Origin of the sequence: Halobacteriovorax sp. YZS-3-1, assembly GCF_047084945.1 — a bacterium.
Lineage (GTDB): Bacteria > Bdellovibrionota > Bacteriovoracia > Bacteriovoracales > Bacteriovoracaceae > Halobacteriovorax_A > Halobacteriovorax_A vibrionivorans.
The window spans coordinates 1006815-1024947 of record NZ_JBKIYI010000002.1; the positions used below are offsets into that span (position 1 = coordinate 1006815).

The 18133-nt window shown below is 35.2% G+C and carries 16 protein-coding genes; 12 read left to right on the forward strand and 4 right to left on the reverse strand.

Annotated features, from left to right (window positions below; translation table 11 throughout):
- Positions 1-618, forward strand: coding sequence for a DUF938 domain-containing protein (locus tag ACMAZI_RS14895; RefSeq protein WP_412474422.1), 618 nt, complete (start codon positions 1-3; stop codon positions 616-618).
- A gap of 5 nt (positions 619-623) precedes the next feature.
- Here the strand turns inward: ACMAZI_RS14895 and argS are convergent, their stop codons facing one another.
- Positions 624-2390 (reverse strand): arginine--tRNA ligase, encoded by a 1767-nt coding sequence (argS, locus tag ACMAZI_RS14900; RefSeq protein ID WP_412474423.1) that lies wholly within the window; start codon positions 2388-2390, stop codon positions 624-626.
- A 125-nt stretch (positions 2391-2515) separates the two neighbouring features.
- Here argS and ACMAZI_RS14905 point away from each other — a divergent pair, with 125 nt between their 5' ends.
- Entirely contained in the window at positions 2516-2914 is a 399-nt protein-coding gene (locus ACMAZI_RS14905; protein WP_412474424.1) for a hypothetical protein, read from the forward strand.
- On the opposite strand, the gene ACMAZI_RS14910 is transcribed toward ACMAZI_RS14905, so the two are convergent.
- Positions 2911-3348: a GNAT family N-acetyltransferase gene (locus ACMAZI_RS14910; protein ID WP_114706267.1), complete on the reverse strand. Its 438-nt coding sequence runs from the start codon at positions 3346-3348 to the stop codon at positions 2911-2913. The two genes, ACMAZI_RS14905 and ACMAZI_RS14910, sit on opposite strands and share 4 nt — an antisense overlap.
- Before the next feature lie 149 nt (positions 3349-3497).
- Here ACMAZI_RS14910 and ACMAZI_RS14915 point away from each other — a divergent pair, with 149 nt between their 5' ends.
- Genes ACMAZI_RS14915 through ACMAZI_RS14925 form a run of 3 tightly spaced genes read left to right on the forward strand, consistent with a single transcriptional unit; the run spans position 3498 to position 6608 of the window.
- On the forward strand, positions 3498-5369 hold the full coding sequence (locus ACMAZI_RS14915; RefSeq protein WP_334679182.1) for a hypothetical protein: 1872 nt from the start codon (positions 3498-3500) through the stop codon (positions 5367-5369).
- A complete protein-coding gene (locus tag ACMAZI_RS14920) occupies positions 5362-6198 on the forward strand; it encodes a mechanosensitive ion channel family protein (RefSeq protein WP_114706265.1) in 837 nt (278 codons plus the stop codon). Before ACMAZI_RS14915 ends, ACMAZI_RS14920 begins: the two co-directional genes overlap by 8 nt.
- 29 nt (positions 6199-6227) lie before the next feature.
- Positions 6228-6608, forward strand: coding sequence for an MAPEG family protein (locus ACMAZI_RS14925; RefSeq protein WP_114706264.1), 381 nt, complete (start codon positions 6228-6230; stop codon positions 6606-6608).
- On the opposite strand, the gene ACMAZI_RS14930 is transcribed toward ACMAZI_RS14925, so the two are convergent.
- Together ACMAZI_RS14930 and ACMAZI_RS14935 are read right to left on the reverse strand one after the other, a co-directional pair.
- The gene (locus ACMAZI_RS14930) at positions 6592-7530 is read right to left on the reverse strand and encodes a CoA transferase (protein ID WP_114706263.1); all 939 of its coding nucleotides are present in this window, start codon (positions 7528-7530) and stop codon (positions 6592-6594) included. The two genes, ACMAZI_RS14925 and ACMAZI_RS14930, sit on opposite strands and share 17 nt — an antisense overlap.
- Positions 7523-9586, reverse strand: a complete 2064-nt coding sequence (locus ACMAZI_RS14935) for a thioredoxin domain-containing protein (RefSeq protein ID WP_412474425.1) — start codon at positions 9584-9586, stop codon at positions 7523-7525. The genes ACMAZI_RS14930 and ACMAZI_RS14935 overlap by 8 nt, the downstream gene beginning before the upstream one ends.
- 172 nt (positions 9587-9758) lie before the next feature.
- Here ACMAZI_RS14935 and ACMAZI_RS14940 point away from each other — a divergent pair, with 172 nt between their 5' ends.
- From ACMAZI_RS14940 to pheT, 7 genes are all read left to right on the forward strand, one after another.
- Entirely contained in the window at positions 9759-10688 is a 930-nt protein-coding gene (locus tag ACMAZI_RS14940) for a lytic transglycosylase domain-containing protein (RefSeq protein ID WP_114706261.1), read from the forward strand.
- A gap of 88 nt (positions 10689-10776) precedes the next feature.
- Positions 10777-11466 (forward strand): (d)CMP kinase, encoded by a 690-nt coding sequence (gene cmk / locus ACMAZI_RS14945; protein ID WP_114706260.1) that lies wholly within the window; start codon positions 10777-10779, stop codon positions 11464-11466.
- A complete protein-coding gene (locus ACMAZI_RS14950; RefSeq protein WP_412474426.1) occupies positions 11463-12530 on the forward strand; it encodes a glycosyltransferase family 9 protein in 1068 nt (355 codons plus the stop codon). The genes cmk and ACMAZI_RS14950 overlap by 4 nt, the downstream gene beginning before the upstream one ends.
- 10 nt (positions 12531-12540) lie before the next feature.
- On the forward strand, positions 12541-13563 hold the full coding sequence (locus ACMAZI_RS14955) for a bifunctional heptose 7-phosphate kinase/heptose 1-phosphate adenyltransferase (RefSeq protein WP_114706258.1): 1023 nt from the start codon (positions 12541-12543) through the stop codon (positions 13561-13563).
- A gap of 7 nt (positions 13564-13570) precedes the next feature.
- The gene (locus ACMAZI_RS14960) at positions 13571-14086 is read left to right on the forward strand and encodes a DUF4416 family protein (RefSeq protein ID WP_114706257.1); all 516 of its coding nucleotides are present in this window, start codon (positions 13571-13573) and stop codon (positions 14084-14086) included.
- A gap of 89 nt (positions 14087-14175) precedes the next feature.
- Positions 14176-15237, forward strand: coding sequence for a phenylalanine--tRNA ligase subunit alpha (gene pheS / locus ACMAZI_RS14965; RefSeq protein WP_412474427.1), 1062 nt, complete (start codon positions 14176-14178; stop codon positions 15235-15237).
- Between the two features lie 19 nt (positions 15238-15256).
- Positions 15257-17683 (forward strand): phenylalanine--tRNA ligase subunit beta, encoded by a 2427-nt coding sequence (pheT, locus tag ACMAZI_RS14970; RefSeq protein ID WP_412474428.1) that lies wholly within the window; start codon positions 15257-15259, stop codon positions 17681-17683.
- Positions 17684-18133: the final 450 nt, after the last annotated feature.

The following is an 18133-nucleotide window of genomic DNA, read 5'->3' on the forward strand; positions in this document are numbered from 1 at the left end:
ATGACTGATTTACCAATTTCTGAAGCATGTGAAAGAAATAAAGAACCAATTTTTAATATTATTGCCCCTTATTTGGAAAAGGGTAGTAGTCAACGCATCAAAAAGCCTAAGTTCTTTGAAGTTGGCTCTCTGACTTGTCAGCACAGTGCTTACTTTGCAGAAAAGTTTAGTGATGTAGACTTTATAACTTCTGAAATTAGGGCCAATCAAGAAACACTTAAGAAGTGCCTAAGTTATTATAAGCAAAGCTTTAAGAACTTAAATGGCCCAGAGGTCTACGAGGCAGGCTTTAATAAAGTTCCTAAAGGATATGGTGCATATTATACAGCAAATACAATGCATATTATGTCTTGGAAGGAAGCTAAGACCTTCATTAAGGATCTAGCGGCCGCTATGGATGAGGATTCTGTCCTATTTATTTATGGCCCATTTAAGTATCATGGAAAGTTTACTTCTGAGTCTAATGAGCAATTTGATAAGCATCTCAAAGAGCGAGACCCACAAAGTGGAATAAGAAACTTCGAAGACATCTGTAATAACTTCTTAAAGAAAGGAGTCTTTTTAAAAGAAGATATTAAGATGCCTGCAAATAATCAGTTATTGATTTTTTCTAAGTAATTTAATTACATTCGGCCAGGTACTTTGATTCCTAAGATAGCAAGTCCATGCTTAATGATTTCACTTGTTGCATAAGCAAGTTCAAGTCTTGCTTGTTTAAGACTCTCTTCACTTGAAGCGATAGGACAGGCTGCATAGAAGCTATTAAATAACTTTCCAAGCTCAAATAGGTAAGTTGTTAAAAGACTTGTTTTGTTTTGCTCATGGGCCTTAATTGCAACATCATTAAATAATGAAATCTTTTGCATTAGCTCATATTCTTTAATATTTTCTAGGCTTGCAGCATTGGCAAGGTTAAATTCTTTAGATTTATCAAAGCCTTGTTTTACAAGTAATGAGTTGATACGAGCATAAACATACTGAAGGTATGGACCTGTATCTCCATCAAGTTTGAGCCATTCATTCATATCAAAAACAATCTTACGATTATTATCAATTTTGATCATCCCGTACTTGATGGCACCATTTGCAATTTTAGTTGCTGTCTCATCAATCTCTGCTTGATCCCATTCGCCTTGATATTTATTTAAGTAGTCCTCTTTGATCTTAGCTTCCATTTTATTAATAAGATCAGTTAGAGGAACGATATTACCCTTACGTGAGCTCATTGCTCCATCTGTAAGTTCAACCATCTCATATGGTAGGTGATAGCAATCTTTAGCTTGCTCAAAACCAATCTTTTCTAAAACTTTAAATACTTGTTTAAAGTGAAATGCCTGACGTGAGTCGACAATGTAGATATTTTTTTCCACACCAAATTCTTCAAACTTCTTAATAGCTAGGGCCACGTCTTTTGTTGAATAAAGGCCTGTTCCATCTGATTTAATCAGAATACAAAATCCTAATTTATCGTCACTTAGATCCATTCCAATAGCGCCATCATCTTTAATAAATGTTCCATCTTTGTAATAGTCTTCACAAATCTTAAGTGATGGAGCATCCATCTCTGATTCAAAAAACCAGCGTTCAAACTCAACGTCTGCCCATTCATAAGTTTTTTTCATTAGATCAATAGACCACTGTCGTGTCTCTTGCCAAAGATCATAGAATTCACCGCTTTCACTATGAAGCTGCTTTAAGATCTCTGTAAGCTTAGCTCTATTATCATCTTCTTTATCACTTCCAAGCTCGTCTTCTAGCTTTGTATTTGCAAGTGTATAGATTCTTCCTAGCCATTCTCCCTTATTAGTTTCTGGGATCGTGTCTTGATTGTGGTATTTTAAGTACCATAGACATTTTGCAACGTGAGTTCCAGAGTCTCCTGGATAAGTCACAGGGTGAACATCCACATCACAGTATTCTTTAATTCTAACCAAGGCATTACCTAAACATAGGTTTCTCATATGTCCCACATGGAGCTCTTTATGAGTATTTGGCTGAGAGTACTCAATCATAGTCTTAGGCTCATTAGACGTAAGCTTCTTTGTGAAAAAGTTTCCACTTCTAACTTCACTAATTAAGTTTTCAAAATATGCATCTGCACTAAGAGTGAAGTTTAGGTATGGGCCTTGTGCTTTAACATCTTTTATTAGCTTTGATGTCTCTTGTTCTTGGATTTTATCTAAGATTGCACCTGCTATTTGTGGTGGTCCTTGTTTAAGGGCCTTCGCAAAACGAAATGTTGGGAATGCGTAATGGGCCATCTCAATATTAGGAGCTTGGCCTATTGAATCGTAAATATCTTTTCTATTAAATTGCGCATCTGGGTAGGCTAATTTAATTGAAGATTCAAGAATATCTGTAAGTTTTGTTAAAATTGTATTCGTTTCCATTTGCATTTCACCAATCGTACTTTATCGCTATTTTTTATATTTATGATATTATCGTATTATATTATTATAGTAAATTTTTTAAAAGTTGGCCTTAAAAGCTTTAAGTAGAAGCGGATAATAAATCAATGGATAACAAAATAAAGCCTATTTTCCTTATTTTTTCGATCATAATGACTATGCTCTTTACTATTTCTAGTGATGTTAAAGCACAGGTGACACTTACTCCGCTTGAGGACTTCACTCGTCAAAAACTCAAAGAACAGCGCGAAGCGGATGAATTTCGTCGTTTTCAAACAGAGTCTTCAATTGGTAATGGACTAAATAAGGGCCCTCATCTCATTTACTTGTGTTCTCGTCGCCATTTCGCATGTGTTAATAATGACACTATTAGAAATTGTGCTCAAAGACCTCAAATGAGTTGTCTTATAATCAAGAAGTTTCAAAACCAAAAACAATGTTTTAGTGAGCAATATGAAGTTATGTTAAAATCAAGAATTGATAATTTTTGTGACTCTGTGGATTAATTGATCTCACGATACATGAGAATATGTTTTCCTATATTCTCAACATCAAATTCGTCTCCACTTATTTCAAAACCAAGCTTCTGGTAGAAAGGAGCAGCTTCAACTCTTGCATTACACCATACAAGATTACAAAAGTTCTGTTTTATTATTGGAAACGCGACATTTAAAAGCTCTCGTGAGAGGCCTTGTTTTCTGAAGTCTTCAAGTGTTGCCATTCCCTGAAGTTGATATTGATTATCGATATTAAACTTACTGTTTCTATTAAAGTAAAAAGAGGCTACAGATACGAGATTATTTTCTATAAAAGCTCCTAAGTGGAAAGTTCCCGACTCAGTATCACCTTCAAATAGATAACTAGATTCAACGTTCTCAATTCCAAGAACCTTCTTCCTAATCCCGTAAGTATCTTTTAAATGGATTCTTTTTACTATCATAGTCTGTCTTTATAACAGATATTTGAGGTTATGTCACAATAAAGACCTAATTAAGAACAAGTTAAGTTGTTATGATAGTCGGTATTTTACATATTATAGGCAATTATACCCATATATTAAGGAATTAGGTGCTTGGTTATAATAAACACATGTCATTTAGCATTAAACAAGTTCAACAATTTTTAGAGAAACTCTTTCTTATGTTTAAGGAGGAGTCGCAATTAATAATCAGTCGTGTTGATCATTTTATTATATCAACGCCCTTAAAGGCCTTTATTATCTTCGTATGTGGAATAATTGGTCTTAGGATTATCACTTTAGGATATCGAAAGTATCGACTTAGAGAATTAGACGAATTGGATCGAGCACGTTCTAGCTTATATCGATTTATTGATTTCAATTCGTATTACATCATTATCTTTTTATGTCTTGATATTTTCAATGGCTATTTAGAGAAATTCAATCGTGCTGATTATCTTCTGGCCATGCATATTTTTGGAAATTTTCTACTCGTCTACATTCTCTATATAAATATAGGCTACCTACATAGTTTTCTAAATTTAAACTTTAGAGTCTATTTTAAAAGAAGTAATAAAGACTTTGTAAAAGATAGTAAGAAATTAAGATATATAATCACACTTACAACACTAATATATATCGTATTGTATAATTTATTCTCAACTTTTCTTGGGCATAATATTATAAGTATAATTTTCTTTATTATTTATACAAAAATTTTACTGGATTATGAAAAGTATGCAGACATCATACTTGCAAAGATTATCCCTTCTTCCATATCAATTGGAGCAAAGCATATTCCGAAGTTTGTAATTCATTATGTACTGCCTCTAGTCTTTTACATTTATACGCTTTTATATTCTCTTTACCTCGTTATTTTACTTGCTAATAACACTAGAGATTGGAGTCGCAATATATTATCAGGACTCCTCGAGCAGCACCTTGAAAACTTTAGACAAGATAGCTTTAATGAAATTGATATTCCTGAAGATTATAAAGCTTGTTTTGAAAATGAAGAAGATGTTCAAATCGTTCGTAAACCCGATCCTGCCGCAATGGCCTATGATCGCATTGATGAATGGTTAAATGGTGTTAATCCTTCTTACCATCTGGCCTTCTCTGGTGGTGCGGGAAGTGGTAAGAATCATATCTTAAATAAGATTCTAAAACGTTACTCTTCAGTGAATTCTTTTAAAATAAATATTCATGAAAAGATTACTGAAGGGAGTATCTTGCATAAAAGACTCGAACAATTTGTAGGTAATGGGGATGAGGATGAGAAGAAATTTGTTATTGTGAACTCCGCTCATAATCTCTTCTTGTCTAAGCTTAATGGGTTTAAGGCCTTTGATGCGCTTTTTAATATTATAAATAGTAGTTCAAAGAATGTATTTTGGCTGACGATTTGGAATGCTAATTCTTTAAATCTTATCAAGCATATTTATAATAAATATGAACTTTCTGCAGACTCCGTTTTCATTAGACCATGGGATAAAGAAGAGCTTAAAAATCTCATTATTAAACGTCATGAAAAAAGCGAATTAGAGATACGTTTTCAGCCGGAATTATTTGAAGTTATGTGCCATTTTGGTGCTGATCGAAGCATTGAAAATGCACTTGATATATACTTTAGAATTTTAGGAAAACAAACTGGTGGTAATCCTCAGGCCGCGATTAATACGTGGTTGAAATCAATATTGAGTATCGATGATAAGAGTATCGAATTACACCTTCCAAGTAAGAAACCAATACATGAGATAGAGAGTTTAACAGATGAGTCTCTCTTTGTTCTTTCTACAATACTTTCGCATGAAAGACTAAATATCGATCAGATATCAGCAACAACCGATCTTAGTGAAAAGGTTGTTAACTTTGTTCTAAAAAATGGTCTTAATAAAGGCATTATTGATAAGGATAAAGAAGATAATAGCTATCTTATCAGGAAGGATTGGTTATACGATTTAAAGAAGATTTTAAAGAAAAGGAACTTTATCTATGAATAAAGCGCTTAAGGATACAATTCAATCTAGTGAGAAAGTAGCAAGCTTATTTAGTTCGATTAGTTCTGAAGTCATATTGAGTATTTTCTTTGGGTTTTTATTTCTTTATTTATTTGCAAAGACCTTAAACTGGGCACTTGAATACTTAGCTATAAAGATACCTTCTTATCGCTTATCGATTCTTCAATTTAATACAATTGCGACTCATATCACTTATATCGTAGGAAGTTTATGGATTCTCTATGTTGCTATTAACCCTTCTAAAGAAATGGTTTATGCCATTATGGGCTCTGGAGCGGTTGCGATAGGTTTTTCTCTAAAGGACTTAGTTTCTTCAATTATTGCAGGGATTATTCTCATTTTTGATCGTCCTTTTCAGGTAGGGGATCGTATTAGCTTCCGTGGTAATTATGGTGATATTATTAGAATTGGTCTCAGATCTGTGAGAATACGAACACTAGAAGACTCTGTCGTTACAATTCCAAATAACCTGTTCTTAAGTGATAATGTTTCATCTGCAAACTCTGGTGAAAGAGATATGATGGTCTGTAGTGATTATTACTTTAAAAACAATGTTGATTTGAATCAGGTTTTACCAATTTTAGATGAAGTAACGAGAACTAGTCGTTTTGCTTATCTAAATAAGCCTGTTAAGATTATTACATCGAGTGAAAAATTTGAAGAAATAGTAGGCTTAAAAATTACTGTTAAGGCCTATGTTTTAGAAACAAAATATGAAAAAGATTTCACGACCGATATTACAAAACGCTTTTATCAAGGCTTAAGAGATGAGAGTTTGGAAGACTCACTGATTTCTTCTACATCGTCTTAGTCGTCATATATTTATTAGAGGGAGTTGATATGGAATTACAAATTTTTTACCGTTACTGCGGTGTACTCGGTCTTATTTACTTATTACTAACTTTCTACGTCATTCGAATGAGATGGAAGCATCGTGTAGGTCTTGGCCATGGTAAGAATGAGCATATGACTAAAGCAGTTCGAATTCATGGAAATTATAATGAATATGTTCCATTTATTCTTATGCTTACTTATTTTGCTATTCAAAAGAATGCAATTAATCTGATGGCGATTCACTTTCTTTTAGGTGGTCTGGTATTATCGAGAATTTCACATTTTATTGGACTTAGAAAGTCGGCCGGCTCAACAATCTATCGAATGTTTGGTACCGGCGTCATTATCGTGGCATTATTTGCTATAAGTATTACTTTATTAGGTTAATACAGATATCAAGGCTTCCCAGTTTTTCTTTGACTTGTTGGGAAGTCATCTCACCGAAAAGGTCTTTAAGCCTTTTATGAATTGAGCCATCAGTCTTAAAACGATCTTCATCACTTGCTTCAAATGAAAATGCTTCTCTAAATGATTGCCAAAATTTCTCTTCTACACATGCCATAACGACAAAGTGTGAATCTTTTGTTTGGTAGATATTGTAACAAGGGTAGAGTCCATTATGGAGAAACTTGTGATCTGTATCTCTAATATCTTTCGGCCAAAATGCATCAAATACTTCTTGAGTTGATTCATAAAGATATGAGTTTATTGTTTCAACTTTATTTGATTCTTTAGACTTATACATTGCTCCAAGAAGATCAAATGCCATTTTTTGACCAAAGTTAATACCAGCAAGAGGTAAGAACGGTGGAGCTACATCTTCAACAGAATTAATATTTCGCAGATGAAGACTTAGTAGGCCAGTCATGGCCAGTGCATTAAGGTCATGCATGTGACTCATGGCCTCTTTTGAGGCAAGTGGAATCACTGCTGCAAAACTTTGTTTTACATTCTTTTGTATGTCTTCAATTGTGATACCAAGTTTTTGTTGAATCTTTTTTGGAATCCCCATAATTATGGCATCGGCCTTAAAGATTGTTTCTCTAATTTGCTCTTGTGCAGCCTCATTATTGAAGTCTAGTCTTAGAATCGTTTTATTTGCATTCAATTCTTCGTACCACTTAGGAAAAGAATTATCCATTTCTGCAAATAGGCCATAGATAAATGGGTCCTTAAACTTAGCATCTTCTATCTTGATTACATCAGCTCCAAGGCCTGCAAGTAATTTCCCTGCAAGTGGCCCTGGTAGGCGATGTGAAAAGTCTATAATCGTTTTTCCGGCCAATGGCCTTTCGTGTGTACTACTCATTTGTTGCCTGTGGTTGGTTTGGCTTTAAAGTTTCAATGAAGTGATCTAGTCCTTCACCAGTCATCTCACATTCATTTGTTCCACAAATTTCCCATCTTTCACCTTTGTCTTCGTGGAAGTCGAAAACAAAACGTGGAAGGAAGTAGCAGATAAAACCTGCAAACTCTTGATTTGTGAGCCATGTTTTTGGACATTTAATTACCTTATAAGCATTTGCTGGATATGAAAGCGCTCTTAGACCTTCTCCTGATCCCGCTGGGTTTTTTAGTACATCGTGAGTTACATTTTCCATAAGCTCTTTGATATCTTCAAGCATATCGACTTCACCAAATAGTACACTTGATCTTCTTACAAGTTGAATAAGTGTGCTAACAGGTGAGCGGAATGATTGATCAAAACTTGTGAAGTCTTGATTTGGATAAAGTTCCGCATCTTGATCTCTTATTGCTCGTGACTTTAGACGTCCATCTACTAAGAAGTCTTTTATAATAAAACCTAAAGTATCTTTTAGGTTTTCTTTAAATACAGTATTCCCACTAAGCTCATAAATTCTTAATTGTGCTTCAGCAAAGAATACGTAGTCTTCTAGTAGTGAAACTCCAACTGGACGTGTTGTTGTATGTCTTAGTCGCATTCCTTTTGGTGTTGTTTCAAGAAACTTCTTATATGTTCCTTCTACGATACGATTAAATAGAGTACTTGCTGCACTTCTTATTGCTGGAATTTGAGTAAATTGCATTACATCTGAAAGTGCAGAGATCATATGAAAGTTCCAACTTGCGATCCCTTTATTATCTGTCATAGGAGGAATACGTAGTTTTCTTTCATTTAATAATGCTTTTTTAGCATTTCTAATTAAGTCCCAAGACTCAGGTGTGAAAATTTCTTGGGCCTTTTGGTTATTAATAGTTAAAACATTTAAGCCAGAATCAAAGTTTCCTTTTTCTGTTACGCCAAACCATTCTTTTAATTTTTCCATATTCTTAGTAAGGGCTTCATCTTCTGTATCGAATCGTCCTAGTGCATCTTCAAACTCTTGTTGAGTATATGTGAAATATAGTCCTTCGACTCCTTCACTGTCAGCATCTTGGGCAGAGAAGAAAAAGTTTTCTTCTTCATTAAGCATTTCTGCTTTTAAGTACTCAAGCGTATTAAAGATACCATCAAAGATTAAAGGTGATGGGTAGAGCATACTTGTTTTTGCAAGAAGCTTTAAAAGACCAGCTTGGTCATAGAGCATCTTTTCAAAGTGAGGTACAGTCCAGTTATTATCTGTACTATAGCGATGCATTCCACCTCGAACTTGGTCGTAGATACCACCCATAAGCATTCTTTCAATGGATTTTATTATATGCTCACCATGTTCTTTCTTAACGACACCCTCAAGCATTTGCTCGATGGCCCATTCATAGAATGCTAGTTGTGGAAACTTTGGAGCCTCTCCAAAACCGCCGTTTTCATTATCTTTAAATTGCTCAAGAACATCCATTACTGAATTTGGGTGAGGGAAGTGCCCCTGGAAGTCTACCTTCTCTGGTGAGATGAAGCCTTTTTCAATTGCCTCAAAAGCTTTATTCGAATTCTCAGTAACTGTTTCAACCTCTTCGTTATAGGCCCTAACAAGTTCTTTTAGAACATCTTTAAATGCAGTTGATTTTCCTTTTGCTTCTTTAGGAAAGTATGTTCCAACAAAGTATGGCCTTAAGTTAGGCATAAGAAACGCGCTTAATGGCCAGCCACCACCGTTTGTAAACAATTGACATGCTTGTTGATAATAATTGTCGATATCTGGATGCTCTTCACGATCAACTTTAATATTGATGAAATGCTCATTTAGATACTTTGCTGTTTCCTCATCACAAAATGACTCTTCTGCCATGACATGACACCAATGACATGAGCTATAACCAATTGATAGAAAGATTGGTTTATTATCTTCCTTTGCTTTTGTTAGGGCCTCTGGTCCCCAAGCATACCAGTGGACAGGGTTGTCCTTATGCTGTTTTAAATATGTTGATTCTTCATCCTTTAATCGATTAAATCCAATATCTGTCATTTCAACTCCTAAAAATTTATATATCTATTATGCGTGAAATATATGAAATTTAAAGGATAACCTCTTAATATCCTGTAATTAAATGAATATTTTTTGTAAATACTACTATAGTAGTGCGTTATAAGTTTATTTTAACTAGACGAGAGCGTTCAACGGGGGTAAAAAGCCCGTTATGAAAGCTTCGAGTGAGCGATATAACTCACATCTTGAACATTTTAGTGCTTACTGCATGAACGTAAGATCTTTGTTTATTTTAGGTCTGTGTGCAGTGACGGCCGTGATTTCTTTTGACTTCTTTTGGACGCCAGCAACGAAAAATTTTCGTGATCTAGGTCTACTTGCAGGAATCTCTTCTGAGGGGAAAGCCTTCACTCCTTATAATACTTATAATTTTAAGGATACAAACCCATTCTTTAAAAGACTTCATTTAGGATACCTTTCTTCAATCGATAAAAAGACTCTTGAAGACGCTCTTATCGATCATATGGAACATCCAATAGATAAAAGAGCTAAGAAATATATTTCTTCGCTTCTACACTTTGCTGAACAAAGACAACTTGATCCTCTTTGGGTAATTTCAATTGCATGGACAGAAAGTCATTTTAATCCGAAGGCCCAAAGTTATGTAAAGGCACAAGGTTTAATGCAGATTATGCCAAAGACAGGAGTATTTCTTCATAAGCTTCTTAAAAGATCACTAAATAAAGAAGATATTATTCAAATCTTACGTGTTCCTCATGTGAATATGGAACTAGGCGTATATTATTTAAGTCGTCTTTATAAGAGATTTGGTCTTTATCGTTATGCAACTGTTGCATATAACATGGGACCAGGCTTTGTTCGTCGTAGTCTTCGTTATAATCGTCCAGTAGGAATCAAGAATGTCTATTACGACAAGGTAAAGAAGAATTACAAGAAATTGCTAGCAGCTGTTGACTCGCTAAGAGAAAAATCACGTGAATACGGTCACGAGAGTATAATTCACGTAAAAAATCATACTTTTGACATTAATTACTATTTAGGTCTTGATATTGTTCCAACTAAGGAAGAACTAAAGCTAGCTAGTAAAGATATGAAAAACTCACGCCTTGCGAAAAACTAACGACTGCATCGAGTCATCTTTTCAACTTCAAATAGTTTTCAAAAATTGTTATATTCATTCCTTATAATTCACAGGATAAGGAAGTTGTATGACATATTCATCAGTTATTGCCATTGATGGCCCAAGTGGAAGTGGTAAATCAACTGTTGCAAAACTATTGGCCAAGGAATTGGGGATTCTCTATATCGACACTGGAGCGATGTTTAGAGCGTTAGGCTTAGCTGCCCATGATGCCGATGTTGATCTTCATGATCACCAAGCAGTAGAAAAATTCTTAAAAGAAATCAAACTCGAGTACGGACAAGCTGATGCTCTTGTAAAAGTCGATGGTAAGGACTTAAGTCAAAGAATACGTGAGCACCACGTATCAAAGCTTGCCTCTATTATTTCACAAATTCCTGTCGTTAGAACTATGCTTCTTGATTTCCAAAGATCAATAGCTAAGGAAAAAGTGTGTGTCATGGAAGGCCGAGATATCGGTACAATTGTGTTTCCAGATGCTTTTATTAAGTTCTTTGTTACAGCTTCAATAGATATTAGAGCACAAAGAAGATACGACCAACTAATAGAGAAAGGTCAAAGCGATATCGATCTAGAACAACTTATAAAAGATGTTAAAAAACGAGATGAAAAAGATATGGGTCGAGAAGTTGCTCCTCTTGTTAAAGCAGATGATGCAACACTTGTTGATACTAGTGAGATGGATATCTCAAAAGTTATCTCAACTCTAAAACAAGACGTTCATGCTCGTGCAAAAGAGGTTGGAATAGATCTGTGAAATATCTCATCAGTCGTACTGACGCCATTGGATCAAATATACTTACAATGCCAATGGCACAGGCCATAAAAGAAATGGACCCAAATGCGACTGTTGCCTTTATAACGTCAAAAACTTCTGCTGTGCTTTTTAAGAACCATCCTTATGTTGATAAGGTTTTTATTTTAGATCGAGCAAGCTCCTATCCAAAGAAAGTAAAAAAGTCTCTGCAAATATTTAATGAATATAAGCCAGATGTCTATCTGTATACAGGAGGCTCTCAAACGCCAAACTTTGTTGCCTGGCTCAAAAAGATACCTTTTCGCGGAGGTCATTTAAAGAGATGGCAATCAAACTTCACTTTAAATCGAGCGATTCGACAAGTACGCTCTGAGGTTGAAGGACATGAAGTTTTCTATAATCTGGCCTTACTTGGTGAGCTTGAAAATTATTCAAAAATTCAAGATAAAGAATATCTGCCATTTTTTAATTTTAAAGAAAGTGATTCAGATATAGGTGACTTTAATAAAGAATTAGAGGCACAAGGACTTGATTCTAGTAAAGAGCTTATCTTCATACATCCGGGTGCATCTGAGGGAATTTTAAGTTGGCCTGCGAAGAATTTTGCAACTTTTATCAAAAGAATTAACAACATCTATCCTAACCGATTTAATTTCATTATTTCTCATATACCTTCAGATATGAAGTATGTGGCGCCAATAAAGAATGAGCTGGTGGATCATGAAGAAAAAAACATATTTTACTTTGATGGAAAGAAAGGTGGAATTGTTAACTTTCTAAATATCTTAAAACACGCTAAACTATTTATCGGGCCAAGCTCTGGAGCAATTCAGATGGCCGCAGCTCTTGAAGTGGCGTTAATTGCAATTTTTTCTCCCATCAAGAGCCAATCTTCTTTACGCTGGGGAGCAAAAGGTAAGGGCTTTATTAAAAATATTACCCCAAATGTTGTATGTGGCGAGCCTGATACTTGCCTAGGAATAGAGTGTCCTTATTATGATTGTATGGCAAAATTAGAAGAAGATAGAGTAATTGAAATAGCAAAATCAGTTTTAAATAAATAATGGAATAACTATGACAAAATTAATTTCACCTCAACGCTTTGATGCAATTGTATCTAACCTTAGTAATATCAAACCGATCTTAGTGGTTGGAGATGTCGGGATCGATAAGTATACATCTGGAGTCGTTAATCGAATTTCCCCAGAGGCACCTGTTCCTTTAGTTGAAGTACAAAAGGAATGGCAAAAGCTTGGTCTTTCAGCAAACGTATCAGAAAACTTAAAGACCTTGGGAGTAGAGTCTACTCTCTGTGGAGTAATGGGGGATGATCTTAACGCTAATGTTCTTGAGGATCTTCTAGAGGAAGCAGGGCTTTCTACATGGGGAGTTGTTCGTTGCGAAGAAAGGCCAACTGTTTTTAAAGAAAGAATTGTCACTGATCACCAACAAATATGTCGTATCGACTACGAATCAAAGAAGCCAATTAGTGAAGATGTTGAAAAGAGACTAATTGGGCGAATTAACGAGTTAAAAGAAAACCATGGTGCCCTTATCTTAGAGGATTACTCTAAAGGGGTTCTCACTGAAAGTCTTATTTCAAGACTTGTTAATGAATTTAAAGAGTCAAAGAGTTTAATCGCTGTTGACCCAAGTCGCACTACACCTCCATTATTTTACAAAGGGGTTTCTCTTCTTAAACCAAATCATGTTGAGGCCAAGTTAATGGTAAATCAATTAGGTTACTCGCAGGATATGCAGGTTGAAGAAATTGCCGATATTCTAGTCGATAAGTTACAGCTAGAAAAAATCATCATCACTCTTGGAGCACGTGGTATGGCAATGCTTGATACTAAAGGTGATGGTAAGCTACATATGATCCCAACTGTTGCAAACGAAGTTTATGATGTTTCTGGTGCAGGAGATACGACGATCTCACTTCTTGTTGCCTGTTTAGAAGCAGGAGGCAGTCTTGAGGAAGCAGCATGGGTTGCCAATTGTGGTGCTGGTGTTGTTGTTGGAAAAGTAGGAACGGCAACTGTTTCTCAAGATGAGCTAAGAAATTACTACGAAGTTCTTAAAGAAAAGATGAAATAGGTATTTCTTGAGTGATTTAAGGCCAGCTACAGATGCATTGCTATTTATTAGCGTTCTCTATAATCATAAGAAGTGTAATTTAGAAGATATCATTGCCACTTTGGGAAGTGGTTATGAACGACCTATTATTTTTAAGCACGATTTTTTTCCAATGAAAGAGTATTATAGTAAGGAGATGGGTGAGGAGCTTTCACGCTCTTTTATTTTCTATCCTAAGCCTATTTCTCGTGAAGAGCTTGTTAGCATTAAGGTGTATTGTGATGAGCTTGAAAAAGGCCATCAGCAAACAAGTGGCCGATCGTTCAATCTTGATCCTGGTCTTATAACTCTTGATCAAGTTCTATTAAGTAGTGGTAAACCATACTCTCATCGAATCTATCTAAAAGACGGCGTTTACGCAGAACTAACTTATCAGTTTAAAGCAAATAGCTACCATCAATTAGAGTGGACATATCCTGATTACCAGCATCCCGAAATCATCCAGCAATTTAACTGGTTTCGCTCATTTTTATTGGCACTTTAAACACCCCACGTCTTGCCTTTTCGCACACCGCATGAAAAACTCCCAAGGTTATTATTGAATGTTTATAAATAGTCGAATAGGTGGGAATTATGATTGATAAGCTAAATGAGGCTTATGAAAAGTTTCAAGCTGAAATTGAAGCTCTTAGTGCACAAGCAGATGTTTTATCTCTTAAGTCGAGTTACCTTGGGAAAAAAGGTGCCGTTTCTGAGATCCTTAAATCACTAAAGGATGCAACTCCAGAAGAGAGAAAAGAGATTGGACCAAAAGCAAATGAAATTAAACAAGAAATTGAGAAATTAGTTGCTAAGAAGCTTTCAGATATTGAATTAGCTCAAATAAATGAAAAACTTAGTAAAAATAAGATCGATATTACTTTTACAGATGCTGTAAAGGCCAAAAATAATAATCATGGTGGATTTCACCCAAGAACTCTAGTTCAGCAAGAAGTAGAAGATATTTTCTTATCAATGGGCTTTGAGGTCCTTGATGGCCCACATATTGAAACAGAATTCTATAACTTTGAGGCACTAAATATCCCAGGAGATCACCCTGCACGAGATATGCAAGATACTTTCTGGTTTAAAGATGAGAAATCTCCTGAAGGTAATAAGCACCTTCTTAGAACTCACACGTCAACAATTCAGGTCAGAGGGATGCAGTCTCGCAAGCCTCCATTCCGCTTTATTGCTCCTGGAACTGTATTTCGTTGTGAAAGAACAGATGCTTCGCATGAGATGGTCTTCCAACAATTAGAAGGAATGATGGTTGGAAAAGATATTTCTGTTTCAAACCTAATCTACTTCATGAAAGAAATCCTAACGGAGATCTTCAAAAAAGACGTCGAAGTTAGACTTCGCCCTGGATACTTCCCATTTGTTGAGCCTGGATTTGAGCTTGATATTAAATGCCAAGTTTGTAGCGGTAAGGGATGCTCTGTTTGTAAACAAGTTGGTTGGGTCGAGCTACTTCCGTGTGGAATGGTTCATCCAAATGTTCTAAGAGCAGGTGGCATTGATCCTGAAGAATATAATGGATTTGCATTTGGTCTTGGTTTAGATCGACTTGTAATGATGAAGTATGGGATTGATGATATCCGCCACCTACAATCAGGTGATCTAAGATTTAATTCACAATTTAAAGAATATTAGAAAGGTTTAAGGAATATATATGTTAATTAGTATCGATTGGATTAAAGACTTCGTAAAAGTTCCAGACTTAGATGCAAATGAAATTGGATCAAAATTTACTCTGGCCACAGCAGAAGTAGAAGATGTTCTCTCTGTTGGAGATCACTTAGAAGCTATTACTGTTGTTGAAGTATTAGAAAAAGAAAAGCACCCTGAAGCTGATAAGCTTAATCTTGTTACATTCACAAATGGAAAGGATAAGTTTCAAGTTGTTTGTGGTGCTGCAAACGTTCGCATTGGAATGCGTACTGCATATGCTCCATTGGGAATTACATTACCAAATGGATTAACTCTTGAGCCAAAGAAGATTCGTGGCGTTTTATCTGAAGGAATGCTTTGTTCTGAAGAAGAGCTTGGTTTCGCTGAAGACTCTGCAGGGATCATTGAACTTGATAAGGTTTTTGATAACCCAGAGCTTGGTAAGAATATGCTTGAGCTTTATAACGAAAAGAAAGATGTTCTTTTAGATGTAGATAATAAGTCTTTAACTCACAGACCAGATCTTTGGGGGCATTTTGGTATTGCTCGTGAATTTGCAACGATTTTTGAAAATGAGTTACAAAACCCATTTAATGAATCTTGGTCAAAGGATTTAAAGTCTAAATTCTCTAGTGATGCAGCTCCAATGAAAATTAAAGTTGAAGAAGGGACAAGTTGTCTTGGTTACTTTGGCCTTAGTGTCGATAACGTAAAAGTAGGAGAGTCTCCTCTATGGATGAAGAAACGCCTTCAAGCTGTTGGCCTTCGTCCTATTAATAATATCGTTGATATCTCTAATTACGTTATGCTTGAGCTAGGGATTCCTCTACATATCTTTGATCGTGAAAAGATTAGTGGTGATACTGTTGTAATCAGTTCTCTAAAAGATGAAACTGAATTTACAACTCTTGATGAAGAAAAACGCAAGCTTGTTGCAGGAGATACTGTAATTGGTGATAGTGATAAGCCTCTTGTTCTTGCAGGTATTATGGGCGGGCTTAATAGTGGAGTTGATGAAAACACTTCTAAAATTTTCATTGAAGTCGCTAATTGGAAAGCTGCTGAAGTTAGAAAAACATCAACACGTTTAGGTCTTCGTACAGACTCTTCATCTCGTTATGAAAAAACTCTTGATTCTTTAATGCTAGAGAGAACACTACTAAGAACTCTAGAATATATCCTAAAAGAAAACCCTGAAGCTAAAGTTATTGGTGATATTCAATATGATGGCCCTAATCTTTCAGAGATTAAACCAGTATCAATTGAATCAAGTGCTGCAAAAATTAATAAGGCACTTGGTAAAGAAGTTTCTTTTGATGAAATGAAGAGAATCTTTACAAGCTTAGATATTCAAATTGAGGGAAGTGCAGACAAGTTTATTGCACATATTCCAAGTTATCGAGCTACGAAAGATATTGAAACAGGATCATGTCTTGTGGAAGAAATTGGACGTGTTATCGGATTTGATAATATAGCTCCGACTTCTCCAAAACTTGATATCTCTCCAGTAAAGCTCTCACCAGCACAGAAACTTCATCGTAGCATGAAAAACTTTATGGTTAACCATGCAAGTGCTTTTGAAGTCATGACATATCCTATGATTGGAGCAAAACTTTTAAAGAAAGCAATGTATGATCACAAAGGTGGTTTAGAGCTCATTAATGCCCTTTCTAAAGACGCTGCACTTATGCGAGAGTCATTAGTCCCAAGTTTCTTAGAAGCAGCTGCGGCCAATGCTAAGAACTCTAGTGCATTCAAATTCTTTGAGATTGGTCGTACGTATCATGCAAATGATAAAGACTTTGTTAAAGAAGAGAGTGTGTATGGAGCACTTTATTTTGATAAAGAAGCAACTCCGTTCATGGATCTCTTAAACGATACAACTCGCTTACTTGATAGTGTTAATATTAATTATCAATTAAATGATCGTAACCCTAAGTTTAAAAGTAATGCAGTTGATGAAGATTGGAATGGTATTCATCCTTACGAGTTTTATAACTTAAGAATTCAAGGAAAGATGGATGGTGTAATCTTCTCTGTACATCCTCTAGTACTAAAACAATTTAAGATTAAAGGTAATGTTTCTATTGCTCTTGTTAATATGAGTGCTTTTGAATCGCGCCCACAAAAAGATAAAGTAAAGTATCAACCGCTAGCAAAATTCCCTGGTTCTACTTTTGACTGTACAGTTGAAGTAAGTGAAGAAGTCGCTGTAGGTGATATCTTAAAGAGTTTATCTAAGCTTAAGATTAAAGAATTAACTTCTACAACTATTGCAGACATTTATAAGCACGATAATATGAAGTCAGTAACATTAAGAAGTGAGTTCTTGGATCCAAATAGCACTTTATCTGGAGAATTTATTACTGAAGCAAGTAATAAGATCGTTGAAACTCTCGAAAAAAATGGTTTTCCACTAAAAAAATAGTTAAAGATTTTAGATTTCTACCGATTATAAAAGGCCACTCACTGAGTGGCCTTTTTTTATGCATTTTTTACATATCTCGACTTTTCGAATTTTCAGTATGTTACAGGTTTGTCAGTAGGTTAAGCTACTATTCAAGTTAAGTACACTCTAATAATCGTAAGTAATTAATATTGTTATTGAAATTAAGATAAAAAAAAATGAAAAAAACTTAAAAAAAGTATTGACGGACCAGGTACGGTTTCATAATATGCATCTCGTTCCAAACAACAAACGAAAAAAAACAAACGTTGGAAAACAACGCTGATAACTTTTTTTCACATTGTTAAAAAAAGGCTTTACATGTTGAACATGAACATGTAGTCTCGGACAGCTCTTTAACATTCAAATAAAGTAATAAAGATTTGCTGCTTCGGTAGCAATCAAGATGAGAAGAAATCCAAAAAAAGTTTT

Bases quoted from the DNA above. Each gene is read 5' to 3' on its own strand.
- ACMAZI_RS14940 (WP_114706261.1), top strand. From the start codon at position 9,759: ATGAAAGCTTCGAGTGAGCGATATAACTCACATCTTGAACATTTTAGT.
- pheS (WP_412474427.1), top strand. From the start codon at position 14,176: ATGATTGATAAGCTAAATGAGGCTTATGAAAAGTTTCAAGCTGAAATT.
- argS (WP_412474423.1), bottom strand. From the start codon at position 2,390: ATGGAAACGAATACAATTTTAACAAAACTTACAGATATTCTTGAATCT.
- ACMAZI_RS14910 (WP_114706267.1), bottom strand. From the start codon at position 3,348: ATGATAGTAAAAAGAATCCATTTAAAAGATACTTACGGGATTAGGAAG.
- ACMAZI_RS14915 (WP_334679182.1), top strand. From the start codon at position 3,498: ATGTCATTTAGCATTAAACAAGTTCAACAATTTTTAGAGAAACTCTTT.
- cmk (WP_114706260.1), top strand. From the start codon at position 10,777: ATGACATATTCATCAGTTATTGCCATTGATGGCCCAAGTGGAAGTGGT.
- ACMAZI_RS14920 (WP_114706265.1), top strand. From the start codon at position 5,362: ATGAATAAAGCGCTTAAGGATACAATTCAATCTAGTGAGAAAGTAGCA.
- ACMAZI_RS14905 (WP_412474424.1), top strand. From the start codon at position 2,516: ATGGATAACAAAATAAAGCCTATTTTCCTTATTTTTTCGATCATAATG.
- pheT (WP_412474428.1), top strand. From the start codon at position 15,257: ATGTTAATTAGTATCGATTGGATTAAAGACTTCGTAAAAGTTCCAGAC.
- ACMAZI_RS14895 (WP_412474422.1), top strand. From the start codon at position 1: ATGACTGATTTACCAATTTCTGAAGCATGTGAAAGAAATAAAGAACCA.
- ACMAZI_RS14935 (WP_412474425.1), bottom strand. From the start codon at position 9,586: ATGACAGATATTGGATTTAATCGATTAAAGGATGAAGAATCAACATAT.
- ACMAZI_RS14925 (WP_114706264.1), top strand. From the start codon at position 6,228: ATGGAATTACAAATTTTTTACCGTTACTGCGGTGTACTCGGTCTTATT.
- ACMAZI_RS14930 (WP_114706263.1), bottom strand. From the start codon at position 7,530: ATGAGTAGTACACACGAAAGGCCATTGGCCGGAAAAACGATTATAGAC.
- ACMAZI_RS14955 (WP_114706258.1), top strand. From the start codon at position 12,541: ATGACAAAATTAATTTCACCTCAACGCTTTGATGCAATTGTATCTAAC.